Annotated in this window: 19 protein-coding genes and 1 riboswitch; of the genes, 3 read left to right on the top strand and 16 right to left on the bottom strand. The window is 51.0% G+C overall.

Annotation, left to right across the window (positions count from 1 at the left end; genetic code table 11):
- Positions 1 to 301 precede the first annotated feature (301 nt).
- From I8U21_RS00820 to I8U21_RS00760, 13 genes are all read right to left on the bottom strand, one after another.
- Positions 302 to 1,744 carry an NAD-dependent succinate-semialdehyde dehydrogenase gene (locus I8U21_RS00820; RefSeq protein WP_181731067.1) on the bottom strand — a complete coding sequence of 481 codons (1,443 nt, stop codon included), beginning with the start codon at positions 1,742 to 1,744 and terminating at the stop codon, positions 302 to 304.
- A 28-nt stretch (positions 1,745 to 1,772) separates the two neighbouring features.
- Positions 1,773 to 2,231: a 1,2-phenylacetyl-CoA epoxidase subunit PaaD gene (paaD, locus tag I8U21_RS00815; RefSeq protein ID WP_181731227.1), complete on the bottom strand. Its 459-nt coding sequence runs from the start codon at positions 2,229 to 2,231 to the stop codon at positions 1,773 to 1,775.
- Between the two features lie 32 nt (positions 2,232 to 2,263).
- Positions 2,264 to 3,094, bottom strand: coding sequence for a 1,2-phenylacetyl-CoA epoxidase subunit PaaC (paaC, locus tag I8U21_RS00810; RefSeq protein ID WP_181731068.1), 831 nt, complete (start codon positions 3,092 to 3,094; stop codon positions 2,264 to 2,266).
- Positions 3,095 to 3,109: 15 nt separating this feature from the next.
- A complete protein-coding gene (gene paaB / locus I8U21_RS00805; protein WP_181731069.1) occupies positions 3,110 to 3,448 on the bottom strand; it encodes a 1,2-phenylacetyl-CoA epoxidase subunit PaaB in 339 nt (112 codons plus the stop codon).
- Complete coding sequence (gene paaA, locus I8U21_RS00800) at positions 3,445 to 4,452, bottom strand: 1,2-phenylacetyl-CoA epoxidase subunit PaaA (RefSeq protein ID WP_181731070.1); 1,008 nt, start codon at positions 4,450 to 4,452, stop codon at positions 3,445 to 3,447. Before paaA ends, paaB begins: the two co-directional genes overlap by 4 nt.
- Before the next feature lie 166 nt (positions 4,453 to 4,618).
- A complete protein-coding gene (paaX, locus tag I8U21_RS00795; protein WP_181731071.1) occupies positions 4,619 to 5,443 on the bottom strand; it encodes a phenylacetic acid degradation operon negative regulatory protein PaaX in 825 nt (274 codons plus the stop codon).
- Positions 5,444 to 5,577: 134 nt separating this feature from the next.
- Positions 5,578 to 6,777, bottom strand: a complete 1,200-nt coding sequence (gene pcaF, locus I8U21_RS00790; RefSeq protein ID WP_198053040.1) for a 3-oxoadipyl-CoA thiolase — start codon at positions 6,775 to 6,777, stop codon at positions 5,578 to 5,580.
- Positions 6,774 to 7,547: a 3-hydroxyacyl-CoA dehydrogenase family protein gene (locus tag I8U21_RS00785; protein WP_181731073.1), complete on the bottom strand. Its 774-nt coding sequence runs from the start codon at positions 7,545 to 7,547 to the stop codon at positions 6,774 to 6,776. Before I8U21_RS00785 ends, pcaF begins: the two co-directional genes overlap by 4 nt.
- Positions 7,531 to 8,388, bottom strand: coding sequence for a 3-hydroxyacyl-CoA dehydrogenase NAD-binding domain-containing protein (locus I8U21_RS00780; protein ID WP_181731074.1), 858 nt, complete (start codon positions 8,386 to 8,388; stop codon positions 7,531 to 7,533). Before I8U21_RS00780 ends, I8U21_RS00785 begins: the two co-directional genes overlap by 17 nt.
- Positions 8,389 to 8,443: 55 nt before the next feature.
- Complete coding sequence (paaK, locus tag I8U21_RS00775; protein ID WP_181731075.1) at positions 8,444 to 9,772, bottom strand: phenylacetate--CoA ligase PaaK; 1,329 nt, start codon at positions 9,770 to 9,772, stop codon at positions 8,444 to 8,446.
- A gap of 33 nt (positions 9,773 to 9,805) precedes the next feature.
- Entirely contained in the window at positions 9,806 to 10,591 is a 786-nt protein-coding gene (locus tag I8U21_RS00770) for an enoyl-CoA hydratase-related protein (protein ID WP_181731076.1), read from the bottom strand.
- 26 nt (positions 10,592 to 10,617) lie between these two features.
- Positions 10,618 to 11,037, bottom strand: coding sequence for a PaaI family thioesterase (locus tag I8U21_RS00765; protein ID WP_181731077.1), 420 nt, complete (start codon positions 11,035 to 11,037; stop codon positions 10,618 to 10,620).
- A gap of 128 nt (positions 11,038 to 11,165) precedes the next feature.
- The gene (locus tag I8U21_RS00760; protein ID WP_181731078.1) at positions 11,166 to 11,465 is read right to left on the bottom strand and encodes an EthD family reductase; all 300 of its coding nucleotides are present in this window, start codon (positions 11,463 to 11,465) and stop codon (positions 11,166 to 11,168) included.
- A 385-nt stretch (positions 11,466 to 11,850) separates the two neighbouring features.
- On the opposite strand from I8U21_RS00760, the gene cas6 reads away from it, so the two are divergent.
- Positions 11,851 to 12,597: a CRISPR-associated endoribonuclease Cas6 gene (gene cas6 / locus I8U21_RS00755; RefSeq protein ID WP_181731079.1), complete on the top strand. Its 747-nt coding sequence runs from the start codon at positions 11,851 to 11,853 to the stop codon at positions 12,595 to 12,597.
- Positions 12,598 to 12,861: 264 nt separating this feature from the next.
- Here the strand turns inward: cas6 and I8U21_RS00750 are convergent, their stop codons facing one another.
- A complete protein-coding gene (locus I8U21_RS00750; protein WP_181731080.1) occupies positions 12,862 to 14,259 on the bottom strand; it encodes a Na+/H+ antiporter NhaC family protein in 1,398 nt (465 codons plus the stop codon).
- Positions 14,260 to 14,274: 15 nt separating this feature from the next.
- Positions 14,275 to 14,381: riboswitch (SAM riboswitch) on the bottom strand.
- Positions 14,382 to 14,523: 142 nt separating this feature from the next.
- Complete coding sequence (locus I8U21_RS00745) at positions 14,524 to 14,691, bottom strand: hypothetical protein (protein WP_156097735.1); 168 nt, start codon at positions 14,689 to 14,691, stop codon at positions 14,524 to 14,526.
- Positions 14,692 to 14,949: 258 nt separating this feature from the next.
- Between I8U21_RS00745 and I8U21_RS00740 the strand changes: the two genes are divergently transcribed.
- A complete protein-coding gene (locus tag I8U21_RS00740) occupies positions 14,950 to 15,105 on the top strand; it encodes a hypothetical protein (protein ID WP_181731081.1) in 156 nt (51 codons plus the stop codon).
- A gap of 11 nt (positions 15,106 to 15,116) precedes the next feature.
- Positions 15,117 to 15,335, top strand: coding sequence for a hypothetical protein (locus I8U21_RS00735; RefSeq protein ID WP_181731082.1), 219 nt, complete (start codon positions 15,117 to 15,119; stop codon positions 15,333 to 15,335).
- Between the two features lie 56 nt (positions 15,336 to 15,391).
- Here the strand turns inward: I8U21_RS00735 and I8U21_RS00730 are convergent, their stop codons facing one another.
- Complete coding sequence (locus tag I8U21_RS00730; protein WP_181731083.1) at positions 15,392 to 15,832, bottom strand: hypothetical protein; 441 nt, start codon at positions 15,830 to 15,832, stop codon at positions 15,392 to 15,394.
- Positions 15,833 to 15,973 lie beyond the last annotated feature (141 nt).

The following is a 15,973-nucleotide window of genomic DNA, read 5'->3' as shown; positions in this document are numbered from 1 at the left end:
CAGCAAGGATTTTGTCTTGTCATGCAGACTCATCCAACGGTGCCTGGCCTCGTATGAGGTTCGTGTTCCTCGGGCCGGAGGTTTGCCGCCGGCTTCCTTCGGATTCCGTCTCACGGCGGACACCCCTGCCTTAGGCTAACTGCTACTGCTGCCTTCGCAGTTCGGGACTTGAACCCTATAGCATATACGCATGCCGGGCGCACATGAAAAGAGCTGAATCCGCAAGGGTTCAGCTCTTCTGCAGACACCATCCAAATTCAGTGTTTAAAAATAAAAGCAAGGAAAGAATTCGAAGTAATGGCTAAATGGACATGGAAATAAACTTGGTTTCCAGGAAGCTTTCCATCGCATAGCGACCTCCTTCACGGCCCAAGCCGCTTTCCTTCAACCCGCCGAAAGGTGCCTGGGTCTGGGTCGGGGTGCCGTCATTGACACCGATGATGCCATATTCCAAGGACTCTGCCACCCGGAAGCAGCGGCTGTTGTCCTTCGTATAGCAGTAGGCGGCCAATCCGTAGCGGGTGTCGTTTGCCATCTCCAACACGGCCTCTTCCTCTTTAAAGGGAATAATCGGCACGACGGGACCAAATGTTTCTTCATAAGTAATTTTCATATCCGGGGTGACATGGGTGATGACAGTCGGTTCCAGGAAAAATCCTTTGCTGTATTCCCCTTCTGTCAGCCTGTTTCCGCCAAAGATCACGCGGCCTCCTTTTTCTTTGGCATCACGGATGTGTTCCATCACCCCGTTTAATGCTTCTTCATCCACCAGCGGTCCGATCTCCACGCCTTTTTGGCGCCCGTCACCCACCTTGGTTTTTTTCAACCGTGCGACCAGTTTTTCCGTAAACGCATCAACCACGGACTCATGGACATACAAACGGTTGGTGCTAATGCACATTTGCCCGGAATTGCGGAATTTGCTTTCAAAGAAACCGGCCACCGCCGCATCGAGATCGGCGTCTTCAAACACAATGAAGGGAGCGTGTCCGCCAAGCTCCATGCTGATCCGTTTCACCTGCTTGGCCGCACCTTCCATCAAATGCTTGCCGACGGCGGTCGAACCGGTGAAGGTGATCTTCGCCACTTTCCGGTTTTGCAACACTTCGTCGCCAAACTTTTCCGCCTTGGCCAGCACCAGATTGACCACGCCTTTGGGGAACCCAGCTTCTTCCATCAGTTCAAACAGCCGCACCGCGCTCAACGGGCTTTCCATCGCGGGTTTTAATACGACGGTACACCCGGCGGCAAGTGCCGGGGCAATTTTTCTCGCCACCATGTTGACCGGGAAGTTCCAAGGGGTGATGGCAGCCACGACACCCACCGGCTGTTTGATGGCCATCAGCCGCTTGTTGCCGTCATAAGACGGAATGGTTTCCCCGTAAATCCGCTTGGCTTCCTCGGCATACCACAAGAAATTGTCCGCACTGCCCACAGCCTCAAATTTGGCTTCCCCGAAAGGTTTTCCCATCTCCGCCGACATCAGTTCCGCAAGCTCATTCCGGTGTTTCATCACCAGCCCGTATAATTTGGTGAGATATTTGGATCTTTGCCGACCGGGCAACCGGGACCATTCTTTGAACGCTTCATGCGCCGCATCGATGGCTTTTTTCGCATCCCGTTCATCCCCGTAACTGACCACCCCCACACATTCTCCCGTGGCCGGATTGAATACTTCCAGTGTTTCTCCGCTTTCTGCTTCCACCCATTCTCCCCGGATATACATTTTTTTGATCTCACTCATGGATTGGCCACCCTTTCTCCATTTGGATTTAAATCATTTTCAGCGCTTCAAATGGATTTTTGCAGTTTTTGCAATATAAAATGCTCCGGCATGCGGCCGGCCCGAACAGGTTCTCCAAAGCAGTGAATGAAGAACCGCAATACGGACATGTCACTTCCCAGGTTTTCTTTTTCTCATCCTTGCGTGGCGGCGGCATGATGCCCATTTTCTTGAGCTTTTCCCTTCCCTCATCACTGATGCGGTCGGAAGACCAGGCCGGTTCGAGCAAAAAGTTCACCCGGATCTCACGGACCCCTTCCACCGCGCCCAGTTTCTGTTCAATCGCTTTTTTCATGATGTCCAAAGCGGGGCAACCGGCAAAAGTGGGCAAAACATCCACGGACACCACATCATCCTCGACACGCACTTGATGGATCATGCCCATTTCCACCATGCTGACCGCCGGGATTTCCGGATCCTTCACTTCTTGCAGCAGCTCCCAAAACATCTCTTCCCTTTCTGCCACCTTGACCCTCTCCTTTACCAACGAGCTGTGGGATCCAGCCGGTAAACTTCTGACAAGGTGGCCAGAGCCGCGGCGAGATCCGGTGTATGTTCCCCGGCCCGCCCGTTCCATCCAGTCGCTTTCATCCCGCCGGCCGGAGGCAAACCATAGTCCTCAAAATCTTTGTTCACTTGCTCCAACCACCGCTTTGTCAATGACTCTTCGTCTTCAATCAATCCGTATAGGACCATGGCGGAAGCTTCAGGCCCCAACTGAAACAATCCGCCCGCATCCTCCCACGCCCTTTCCGTCGCCTTTTTCAGACGGGACCGGGCTTCCTCCGTACTGTTGGCCAATTGTTTCATCCACACCCGCCAATGAAGCAGATGGTAATGGTGTTCCGTCAGGATTTTACGCGCCGACTGTTGCAGTGGCAGGTAGGAAGACCGGGCCAAAGATTCAAACCGGATTTGTTTGAACACACTATAAAAATACGAGCGCACAATGGCATAAGCCCAATCATAGCGGGGTTCTTCCAGATAAAGTCCGGGACCGTTCACCCGCTCCACCAGGACGGCATTGCGGAATTCTTCCGGCTTGCGGAGTTGTGCCAGATCATCGGCTTTTCCGGCCCCCAATGCTTCCAACATTTCATAAAAGAGCACGGCATGTCCCATCATGTCTTGTGAAATGGAGGAAAAAGCGACATCTTCTTCAATATGGGGGGCCAGCCCCAGCCATTCCGATCCCCGGAAAGCCAAAATGAAATCATCATCGGCAATCTGGAAAAGCAAGGCCTTCAAAGCCGATAAATATTCCGGATTCTGCTTGGCTTGCTCTGCCGATTCGACACGGAGATTGCTCACACACGGACCCTCCTTTTACTTTCCTGAAGCATTTTTCTTCTCGAACCGCTCTTTATGCCGGCGCCATTTCGATTGCAAATCGCCGTACCCTTTTGTTTCCCGGTAGCTCTTGTTGTCCAGCTTTTCCAAGTACCGGCGCTGTTCCGGAGGCAGGACCCAGATATCGTCCCGTTTGACCACCCACAAATTGACGCACGGTTCACGCCGGAGAAAGTTTTCGCGCGCCATGGACATGGCCACCTCGTGATTCGGGGCCAACAAACTGAACTGGTGGACGAAATGGGCAGTCGGGCTCTTTTGGCTGAAGACTTCAAACACGAAAAAGTCTTTCTTTTCCTTGTCCCCGCTGGTCATACGCTTCCCCCCCAGACCGCGTTTCGTTGCTTGGCGAGCAGGGCATCACGCACCCATTTTCCTTCTTCATAAGAAATTTTTCTCAATCTCAGCCGCTCTTTGGATCGGGGCCCGTTTCCTTTGATGATCCGTTTGAATTCATTCCAGTCCGGCTGCCGGTAATGCCAACGGCCTTCTTTTTCGTCGTAACGAATGGTCTCATCCGGCAAGGTCAACCCGAGATGGAAAATCCGCGGAACATATTTGTGGAAAAACTCCTGCCTCAACTCTTCGTTGGTTTTGGAACGGATTTTATACCGGAGGTTCAGGCGTTGGTTACTGGAAATTCCCCCGTCTTCCGGCGGCCCGAAGAACATGAGCAATGCCGGCCACCAGCGGTTGACCGCCTCCTGCAACATCCGGCGCTGCCGGGGGGTTCCTTCTGCCAGGCTCAATACAATACTTTCGCCGTGTTGCATGTGAAATTTTTCTTCGGCACAAATCCGTTGCAGCGCCCGGGCATAAGGCGCATACGAGGTGCTCAGGGACATCGTTTGCGTGATGATCGCCGCCCCGTCCACCAACCATCCGATCACGCCGGCATCAGCCCAGGTCGGTGCCTCCATGTGGAATACATTATGAAATTTTAATTTTCCGACAAATAAGTCGTTCATCAGGTCTTCCCGGGTTTTTCCAATCGGGGCCAGCAAATCTTCCGCCACCCTCAGCAACAATTGTCCGTGCCCCATCTCATCCTGAACTTTGGCCATGATCGCCAGCTTGCGCCGTAACGTGGGTGCTTTGGGAACCCATTCTTTCTCCGGCAACGCCCCCATGACTTCGCTGATCCCGTGCATTGCGATCAGTTTGATCAACTGCCGGCGGTAATCATCCGGCATCCAGTCATCCGCTTCAATTTTTTCGCCGCGCTCAATCCGGGCCAGAAATTCTCGCCGTTTTTCGTCATCGGGATGCCCATTGCCATATTCCTGATCTCCCAACAGTTTCCGGTCATCGATATGCATCCACATCACAACCTTTTTATATAACGTTTGTTTAACGATATGTTATCATATTGTAATATGTTTTTCAATGCATAAAATTCATTAATATATTTATAATCAGAATAAATAAACACAAAAAAAGAAGGGAAATCTCCCCTCTTCGTTTGGCCGTCTCCACTCTTCGATTCTACTCCGGCGCACTTTTGAAAACGCTCAGGAAAAACCGGACTGCACCGGGATGCAACAGCTCATAATAATGGCGGAACAACCGGTCCGCCTCCCGCCCTGTCCAAAAATCGGGCAACAATTCTTCCGGCAGGCTCGGATCAATAAACAAAAATTTGCGATATTCGTGCACCAGTTTGGTTTTCTCCACAAAGCATTCCGCATCCGATATGTCTTCCTCGTTTTTCACTTGCTCTTTCAATCTTTCATATTGCGGCTGATAACGGCTGATAAACTCTTCGTAGGCTTTGTTGATTTCATCCAGATTCCAGCATTTTTCCACCAACTGCTTGTCCGTGCTGACACCGAGATGTTCGGACCGGAAGACTTCAATATATTCGCTGGCGTCATAAGATTCGGCAATTTCTTTGACCCGGTCCGCCAAGTCATTCGGACTGATCCACACGCTGTTGGCCAACATGCCGAAGCCCATCCATGACAATTCTTTTCGCAATTGATCCCGTTTGGCCCTCTGCTTTTCCGGAATGTTGTAATGAATGATGCACCATTTTCCGTCCCACCGGCCCGGGGATTGCTTATAAATCCGGGCACTGGCTTCGTTCATCCGCTTCTTTCCGCGGGGCGTCAAAGAGTAGTAGGAGCGGTTGCCGACTTTGCGCGCTTTCAGCCAGCCCTGGCTGGCAATCCGGGATATGGCGACGCGCACGGCTTGTTCGGACATGCCGAATTGGCCCAATAACCGGGTCAGACTGCCCACCCAGATTTCCCCGCCAAAATGGCGGACATATTCGCCATATATCGTAAAAATCATCGATTGAGGCTTCAATCTCTTTCAACTCCATTCAACCGTTGCCTGTTTTTCTCCATCGCGAACCTATTCGCCTATTATAACAAAAAAATATTTCAAATGTTGAACGGAGTTTGTCAACTTTCTACTGTGACTTGTCGCCGGGCTCTTGATCACAACCTTTCAATGATCGTGGCAATGCCCTGTCCGACCCCGATGCACATCGTCGCCAGACCGTAGCGCGCACTCCTCCGCTCCATTTCATACAGCAAGGTGGTCAGAATGCGTGCCCCGCTGCATCCCAAGGGGTGGCCGATGGCAATGGCTCCCCCGTTGACATTCACCCGGGCGGGATCCATCCCCAACTCGCGGATGCAGGCCAGGGATTGGGCGGCAAACGCTTCATTCAATTCGATCAAATCAATCTCATCGATGGTAAGTCCGGCCTGTTTCAACGCTTTTTTCGTAGCCGGGACCGGCCCGGTTCCCATGACGGACGGATCCACACCGGCCACAGCCGAAGCCACCACCCGGGCCCGCGGTTTCAAGCCGAGCTTCACGACCGTTCCCATTTCCATCAACAACAAGGCGGCGGCCCCATCATTGATGCCGGAAGAATTGCCGGCCGTGACCGTCCCGCCTTGGCGGAAAACCGGCTTCAACCGGGACAACTGTTCCAAGGTCGTGTCCGGACGGGGATGCTCATCCTCGGCAAAAAGGGTGACCTGCCCTTTATGCCCGGGGATTTCCACCGGGACAATCTCGCTTTTGAACTTGCCTTCCTCCCGGGCTTTGGCGTACTTTTGCTGGCTTTCCAACGCAAACCGGTCCTGTTCCTCCCGGCTGATGCGGTATTGTTCCGCCACATTTTCCGCGGTTTCCCCCATACTGTACGGATAATACATTTTGGCAAGCTTTTCGTTGACAAACCGCCAACCGAGCGTGGTGTCATACAGCTTTTGCTCTCCGCGCGCAAAGCCTTTTTCCGGTTTTGGCATCACGTACGGAGCCCGTGTCATGCTTTCCGTTCCGCCGGCAATATAAACTTTTCCGCGCCCCGCTTCAATGGCATTGGCACACTGATTCACCGCTTCCAGCCCCGAACCGCACAAACGGTTGACTGTCACACCCGGCACCGTCACCGGAAGGCCCGCCAGCAACAAGGACATTCTCGCCACATTCCGGTTGTCTTCACCGGCTTGATTGGCACACCCCAAGATCACGTCGTCAATCCGTTCCAAAGGGATGTCGTTTCGTTCTGTCAGATGGCGGATCACCACCGCTCCCAAGTCATCGGGACGGACCTCTTTCAATGCACCGCCGTATCTTCCGATGGCAGTCCGTACGGCATCCACGATCACCGGAATTCTCATTGTTCGTCCCTCCTCGTCGATGGCCGGGCCGCTTCTCCGGAATAGGTATAAAACCCTTCGCCGCTTCGGACGCCAAGCATCCCGGCCAACACCATTTTCCGAAGCAAGGGAGCCGGCCGGTATCGCTCTTCCGCCAAATCCCGATGCAGTCCGCGGATCACCGCGTAAACCTCGTCCAAGCCGATTTGGTCGGCCCATTCCAGCGGACCGTATGGATAATTCGTCCCTTTTTTCATGGCAATATCGATGTCCCGGGGGGTTGCGGTCCCCTCCATCACTGCAAAAACGGCTTCATTGATGATGAGTGACAAAACCCTCGGAAAGACCAGCCCGGTCTCATCTTGCACCACAGCCGTATTTTTGCCCAACGACTGAAAAAACGCCTCCGCCCGTTTCAAAGTTTCCAAGGATGTCCTGAGTCCGGGGGCCAGCTCCAGCAATTTCCGTTCCGACAACGGCCGGAAGGTGCCAAAACCGCAGACTCTTTCCGGATGCCGGGTCCACGATGCCACTTCGGTGGCCGACACTCCCAATGAAGTCGTGAGAATGGGAACATCCGGCGGAAGCTCGCGGTCCAGTTTTTGGATCACGGCTTTTTTCAATTCCAGATCAACATTGGAAACTTCCACGGCCAACCCGATCTTCTGTGCATCGTTTTCAACGGCCTTTTCCGTCACCACTTCATAATCTTTGCTTGCAAAAAGTTCCTTCAATTCAGGCAACAGCACACTCTCTCCCGTCAGCAATACGGTGTTATTTGTCGTACTCATAATATCCCTCACCTGACTTCCGGCCGATGGTTCCCGCCTGAACCATCTTTTGTTGAATGCGGCTCGGCTGAAACCGGCGCTCATGGAAAAAACCGGAGTAAACCGATTCGGTCACCGCAAAATTCACATCGATGCCGATCAGATCCTGGAGTTCAAACGGCCCCATTTTAAATCCGCCGGCTTCAGTGAGAATTCGGTCGATTTGCTCAACCCCGGCCACCCGGTCTTCCAAAATGCGCAGCGCTTCATTGTAATAAGGCCGGGCCACGCGATTGACGATAAATCCCGGTGTATCATTGGCGTACACCGGCACTTTCCCCAGACTTTGCGCAAATTCATAAACAAACTTTGCCTGCTTTTCGCCGGATTGCTTTCCCCGGACCACTTCCACCAGCGGCATGACGGGAGCCGGGTTGAAAAAGTGCATCCCCAGAATCCGCTCCGGGCTCCTCAGGCCGCCGGCAATTTCGGTAATGGAAAGCGAAGAAGTATTGGTCAAAAGCAAGGCATCGGGCCGGCAAATTTCACTTAACGACCGGAAAATCGATTTTTTCAGGTCCATCCGTTCCAAGACCGCTTCGATCACCATGTCCGAGTCCGCCAACTTCTTCAGGTCTTCCACAAATTGGACGGACCGGAAAACCGACACTTTTTCCTCTTCGCTGATTCGCCCTTTTTTGACGTCTCTCGATAAAACTGATTGAAAATAAGCTTTGGCTTTTTCCAGCATCGCCGGATCCACATCCATCAACAAGACCCGGTGCCCTTTTTTGGCGCAAACCAGGGCAATTCCCGATCCCATCGTGCCGGCCCCGACGACGCCAATCTGATATCCGGCCACAAACTCCCCTCCTTCTCCGGTTTTGTTTCCCTTTCATCCCGATCCCGCCGGAGCCTCAGCCTGCAGTTGCGCTGTTCCGGTTGTCCACCACCCGGATCGCTTTCCCCTCACTGCGCGGGATGGTGTGCGGTTTGCAAATCTTCAGCTGGATGGAAACCCCCAGCGTGCTTTTCATGGCATGACCGATCTCTTTGGACAGCTTCTCCATTTCCGGGCTGTTTTCCAAATCCCCGGCCTGCTTCATAAATTCCGGGGTGACTTCGCAGTGCACTTCAATCCGGTCCAACGCCCCTTCCCGTTCCACCACCGCCTGATAATGGGGAGCCAGCTGCGGGAAGCTCAAAAGCACCGATTCGATCTCGGTCGGAAAAACATTGACACCGCGGATGATCAGCATGTCATCCACACGCCCTTTGATCCGCGACATCCGGAGGGTTGTGCGTCCGCATTTGCATTTTTCCGGATGAAGGGATGCAATGTCGCCCGTCCGGTAGCGGATCACCGGAAACGCTTCTTTGGTCAACGACGTGAAGACCAGTTCCCCTTCAGCTCCCCAAGGAAGAACTTCCCCGGTATCCGGGTCAATCACCTCCGCCAGGAAATGGTCTTCCGCAATGTGGAGCCCGTCCTGTGCTTCGTGGCATTCAATCGCCACGCCCGGCCCCATCACTTCACTCAATCCGTAAATGTCCACTGCTTTGATGCGGAGCTTTTCTTCCAACTGCCGGCGCATTTCTTCCGACCAGGGCTCCGCCCCGAAAATGCCGTATTCCAAGCTGGTTTCCCGGGGATCCATCCCCCGCCTTTCCATTTCTTCCACGAGGTTCAGAATATAAGAAGGCGTTCCGGAAATGCCGCGGGGTTTGAAATCCTCAATCAGCGTAACCTGACGGGGCGTGTTCCCTCCGGAAACCGGAACGGCTGTCATACCGAGGCATTCCATTCCGTAGTGCAAGCCGAGACCTCCGGTGAATAATCCATATCCGTATGCATTATGAAAAATGTCTCCCGGACGGCCGCCGGCACAGCAAATCGCCCTGGCGACAATTTCTGCCCAGTTTTCAATGTCCTTTCTCGTATAACCAACCACCGTCGGCTTTCCTTTGGTTCCGGAAGAACCGTGAATGCGAATCACTTGGCTGAGATCCACCGCAAAAAGTTTAAACGGGTAATTTTCACGCAAGTCTGTCTTTTTCATGAACGGCAAGCGCCGGATGTCTTCCAGGCAACGGATATCTTCCGGTTTCACCCCGGCACGGTCGAAATTTTCCCGGTGGAAAGGAACGTTTTCATAACAACGCTTTACCGTTTCTTTCAGACGGGCCAGCTGAAGGTTTTGCATGTCCTCCCGTGATGCGGTTTCCATCGCTTGATTGAATATCACCAGAATGTCCCTCCCTTTCGGCCAAGCCGACGGTTACTCTCCCCGAAACACCGGCTTCCTTTTTTCACGAAATGCTTCCAACGCTTCCACCCGATCCCGGGTGGGGATCAACACCTCATACGCTTTGGACTCCAGGTCCAATCCGCTTTGCAGATCCAACCCGGCTCCCCGGTCGATGGCGTATTTTGCCTGATACACCGCCAACGGGGCATTGGAAAGAATTTCACCGGCCAAGGAACGGCACATCTCAAACAGATGATCGTGGTTTTCGGCAACCCCGTTTAATATGCCATAATCCTTTGCATCATTGGCCGTAATTTTCCGGGCGGTCAAGATCAGTTCCTTGGCCCTGGCAAGGCCGGTCAACCGCGTCAGCCGCTGTGTTCCGCCGGCCCCCGGAATGATTCCCAGACTGACCTCGGTAAGTCCCATCCCGGCTTCCTGTACGGCAAACCGGAAATCACAGGCCAAGGCCAACTCAAACCCACCGCCAAAAGCATGTCCGTTGATGGCGGCAATGGTGGGTTGCGGAAGCCTCTCCAGTGCCGAAAACACCTCCCGGATTTTTTTTACATTGCGGCGGACTTGCTGTTCATTCAGGGTTCTCCGCTCTTTCAAATCCGCTCCGGCGCAAAAAGCTTTTCCTTCTCCTGTCACGATGACGACCCGGGTTTCTTTAAAATCCTGTTCCAGTTCACCAATCACTTCCCCAAGCCGCACCAAAGTGGAGTAATTCAAGGCATTCATCCGGTCCGGACGGTTCAGCCGGATGATACCCAAATAGCCTTCTTTCTCCAGCAATACTGTTTCTTTTCCCATCATGCATGCTCCTTGAGTGAAATTTTTCATTCATGTTTGGGCTGGATGCGGGCATACGTGCCAACCGCCACCGCCACCAGCTTTCCGTCACCGGTCTTGACCCGGGCTTCCATCACGATGATCTTTGATCCCCTTTTGATCACCTTGGCCTCGGCAATCAAACGGTCTCCCCTGGCCGGTGCAAGGTAATTGATTTTGCTTTCCACCGTGACGCATTGTTGCAAACCGTTGACAGGCGGAGCCGCCCCGTGTCCCATGGCAACATCGGCCAACGTGGCCGTCACGCCGCCATGCACCACGCCCTCCATGCTGTTGTAAAATTCCGGGCGGATTGTTAAGGATGCCGTGCAACCTTCTTCATCCAACCGCTCGATCTCAATCCCCAAGGTATGGTTGAAACGATTGATCACCGCTTCGTTTGTGGAATGCTCACTGACCTTTTTCATCTCAAACCACCTGTCCCAATCCTATCGGTAGCGCTTTCAAGGAACGATATACGAACCGATCTGAATACTGTGAATTCATGATGGAAGACGCCAACCGCATGCACACACGGTTGACATCATGCCAGACCTTACACCACCTCGGCAAAATGCATTTGCACCAGTTTGCCGGCAAACGACATCAAATCTTTGCCTGCTGCTTTTCCTTCCGGGGATGCCAGGGCCGCATGCAATGCCTCTTTGTTTTCAAAATACATTTCGGCCATCAAATACAGGTCACTCTCCCCGGCCGGCGAACCGTAAATTTTATTCACTTCCAGTTTGATCAGCCCCGGCATCTTTTCAGCCAAAGGAGCATGGACATTGTAATAATGCTCGTCAAATTTCTCCTTGTCTTCCGGCTGGCGGTAAATCGCAATTAATTTCACCATTTTGAATTTTCCCTCTCCTCGTGTTGGGTTATCGTTATATAACATAAAATCATATAACGTTACGAAAACGTTTCCTTCAAATTAAGTATAAACTTTCGATCTTTTTTCAGTCAATTAGTTTTTTCTGTCATTTTAGAATATTCATTTCAATCATCTTTTGAAATCCCATGGATCGTTTTAACTATTTCGTTGAAAAACAGCCAAATATTTTTTGCTGAAGATCCCCAGCGGAATAAATTCATTCTTCTCTTTCAGCTGAGCGACCACTTTGTGCAGCGTTTCATCCGGCTCCTGTTTCAAATGGTAACGGCCAAACTTATTTTTTCTTGTTCGCCTGGTTTCTCCTTTGCTAGAGTGAAAGGAGAATCATTAAAGGAGCGATTTGATGCGAATTCGGTTTACGTTTGATATCCCGGTGGAAACATCTCTTCCCTACCATTATCCATATGCCCTGATGAGTTATTTTTACCACGCTGTCCGGATGGCGGATCCGGATCTCGCAGAGTGGTTGCATCAGGAAGGCATCCCCTATGAAGGCCGGAAATACAAGCCGTTCGTATTTTCCCCCCTCGCTTTTGAACATTGCCGGAAATTCCCAGGGCAAATGCGGGTACAGGGAAAAGCGACATGGAAAGTGGATTCGATTCATCCTCCCTTGTTGCAAGCGCTCTGTCAAGGCATCCAAGCACTTAACCAATTAAAACTGTTTTCACACCGGTTTCCTTTGCACTCGATTCATTTTGAGGAACGGCCCCGTTTCGAATCTGTCATGAATTATCGCTGTTTGGGGCCGGTGGTCGTTCCCGTACGCAAAGACGGGAAGTTGGTCTTTTGCCATCCGCTGGAAAGCGATTTTTATGACCAAATCCGAAATTCCCTCCATCGTTGGACCAAATTGAAATGGGGAGCGGATGACTCCAACCCGGATCCCATTCGCATCCGTTTGCTGAATCCCGGGCGCTTTCGCCTTGAACAAGCTGCCACTTTGATCGACATCAAAGGAAAAAAGATCAAAGGATACCAAATGCCTTTGCAAATCCATGCATCCCCCCGCATTCAGGAAGTGGCAATGGAAGCGGGAATCGGAAGTTATTCCAATCAAGGCTTCGGCATGTTGGAACCCCTGTCCTGATCGTAAGCGGGATTTTCAACAGGCCATAACCATTGGAAGTTTTGGCCCCGAGCCCGAGCCACTGCAACCCCTGTATGAGCCGGTTTTTTTATTGGGTTAATGGGTAGTAATCTTCATAAAGGACATTGAAGATATAGGTGGTGAAAGGGTGATTCCATTTTCTGTCGGCCGGTCAGTTTCATACATAAGTAATATGGAGCCTTGCTTCTTTAAAATGAAAAATAAAAAACCAGGGGCGTTTTCCCCTGGTTTCTTTCTCTGATTTTAACTTGCTTTTGCTTCTTGCTGATGGCTGACCGGCACGGCTTTTAAGCGCGGAAAGCGGAACAGGATGGACAACACGGCGCAAACGGCGATCAAAGCCGGATAATAGGAATAAGCCAAGATGCTGACCGGCGAGATGGAAGCAATTCCTGCAGCAAGCAGCATTTGCGGCCCGTACGGGATCAGCCCCTGCACGCTGCAGGAAAAGATGTCCAACAAGCTGGCCGATTTGCGCCCGTCAATTCCATATCGATCCGAAATCTCTTTGGCAAGCGGTCCGGTCATGATGATGGAAATGGTGTTGTTGGCCACGCACAGGTTGGTCAAACTCACCAGACCGGCAATGCCGAACTGCGCCCCTGTTTTCGTCCGCACTTTGCTCGTCAACAGGTTCAACAAAAATTGAATGCCCCCGTAATGCCGGATCAATTCCACCATTCCGCCGATCAACAGCACAAGGATCGACAAGGATTGCATGCCGGTGATCCCTACTTCGGCTTGTTTCACCAAGGAAAGCAAGGTGTAGCTGCCCTCAAACAACCCGATGGCTCCCGCAAAAACAATGCCCAAGATCAGGACAATCAATACATGAACCCCGAGCAACGCCGTAATCAACACGGCGATGTAAGGCAATGTCTGGAGAATGGAATAATCTTGGCCGCCGGCCACGCCGCCGGCCACGCTGCCTTGTCCACCCTCCGTGAAAAAGAAGAGGATCACTGCCGTCAAGACGGCGGCGGGCAACACAATCAAAAAGTTGGCTTTAAATTTGTCTTTCATCTTGATCATTTGGGTGCTGACCGCTGCAATCGTGGTGTCGGAGATAAAGGACAAGTTGTCCCCGAACATGGCTCCCCCGATCACCACCGCCATGGACAAGGCCGGTGCAATGTCGGCCTGCTGGCTGATTCCGACCCCGATCGGTGCCAGTGCCACGATCGTTCCCATCGATGTTCCCATCGCCAACGAAATGAAGCAGGCGATCACGAACAGTCCGACCATCAACCAATTGGCCGGCAAAAGGTTCAAGGCCAGGTTGACCGTGGAATCAACGGCCCCCATGCCTTTGGCCACTGCCGAAAAGGCGCCGGACAACAAAAAGATCATGATCATCATGAGGATATCCGGATGTCCGGCTCCACGAAAATAGTGTTGCAACTTCGAGGCCAAAGACTCCTTGCGGTGCATGCACAAAGCCAATACCGATGCGATCATCACGGCGATGATGGCCGGCATTTTGGTGAAATCACCGGTATAAGCCCCCACACCGATAAACAAAATCAGAAACACGGCAAAAGGCAATAAAGCCCATGGATTTTCTCTGTTTTTCAATCGTCTCTCCCCTTTATCAAAAGAAAAGACCTCTTCGATCAATACGAAGAGGTCTTCTGTCTCCATGTTATTGAAAACCTCTTCTTATCTTCCAAGCTTCAAAACGCTTGCTGGAATTGGCACAGTACTCCGAAGAGCCCGTTGCCGAGGTTTCATCGGGCCAGTCCCTCCACCTCTCTGGATAAGAAGAATCGGGTGTTTGATTTCGATGTCATGAATGATCTTTTGACATCATAATACGCAATCATTGGTTTGTCAATTGATTTGATGCTTAAAATATATGGAAAACAGCCGGCGGGATTCCGCCGGCTGTTTTCTGCCATTTATCATTTAATTGAGCCCTAACTGTGACTTCAGTTCGCTCTGTTGTTTTTTCAATTGTTTCCACTCTTCGTAAAGATCGTATTGTGCCAAAAATTCATGTCTTTCTTTTGCAAGTAAGTATTCTTGTTGAACGGAATAGAGACGCTCTTCCAGTGCTTTTAACTGTTCGATCATACGAAGCACCTCAATTCTTTTCATTTGGTTTGACGAGAGTCAACAAATTATTACCCGCTTTTCCACAGATTAAACCAAAAATTTTGTCTAAATCGTCATTGGGTTTGTCTGATTGAAAGAAAAAAAGGAAACATCCCGGCAAAAAGCTGACAAAAAACAGAGGACAAGGTCAAAAACCGATGTTGACCTGCGTCGAATTTTTGATAGAATGAAAACCTGACCCATCACAGATTGATAAACCGAAGGGAGTAAACGGGTATGTCCATGCAACCACAATATATGCCGTCTTTTCTGGAAGAATTCCGCTCCATGAAGCTCGAGATGATGATTCGTGACCTGCACAAATTGAGCCCTGAAGAATTGATCTATATCAAAAAAGAGATCGATGAAATCCTTCATTCCGTCAAAGAGTAGGATGGATTGCAATGAGCCAGTCAACAGAAAAGCTGTTGATCGAAACCTACAAGCACATTAACGAATCGCGCAATTTAATCGAGCAACTCATTAATCAACTCGGGCAAGAACAGCCGTTTATCCACCATCTGCCCGACGACATTCAACATCTTATTCGCGTTGCTTTGGAATTATCACCCGATCAGCGGAAAACCTTGCGTTTGTTTCTCGAATCTTTAAAACAAGAATGACCCCAGCTATTACTTTGAAAAAGTAATTACTGGGGTCATTTTTTGGAATTGTCTGTTCAAGCATGTCGATCCGGATAAAGTAGTTGGAAGATCCTACGGGACAAAACCGATGAACGAAAATACCGGTACATTTTGGCCGCATCGACCGCGGAAAACAATCCGGTTCCGGGGACCACCCATTCTTCATCGCGAAAGCGGATATAATCATGTTCCTTCAGCTTTTCCAACACGTCACGGCACCGTCCGGCACTTCCCAAATAGTTTTCAAATATATTGATAAACCGTTTGATATGTACCGCGTCCGACTGGTGTTCTTCTCTTAAATCCGGATCCAGCTTCGGGTAAATCAACAGCCCCCAAAAAATCACCAATGCGGCACGTTCAGTTTCATTCCAATGGCGATGGGGGAGTTCCTGGTCGCTTAAATCCCGGTGGGTTTTGATTCTATGACGTGAAAATAAAAGAGAACTGATTTCTTGAATCGACATCAGTGTCATCACTCCGCCCCTTTCATCGTTCATATCAACCTATTCTTTTTCTCTCTTAATAAGGGTTATGGGCAAATTTCCCATTTTTCATACCTCCGTCGCCAAGAAATTGATTTTAATATATAATTTCAGATGGATTCCCTTAAATTT

It is taken from the genome of Thermoactinomyces sp. CICC 23799 (assembly GCF_016055145.1).
In the GTDB taxonomy this organism is placed as follows: domain Bacteria; phylum Bacillota; class Bacilli; order Thermoactinomycetales; family Thermoactinomycetaceae; genus Thermoactinomyces; species Thermoactinomyces intermedius.
This window is presented reverse-complemented; position numbering and strand designations above follow the sequence as displayed.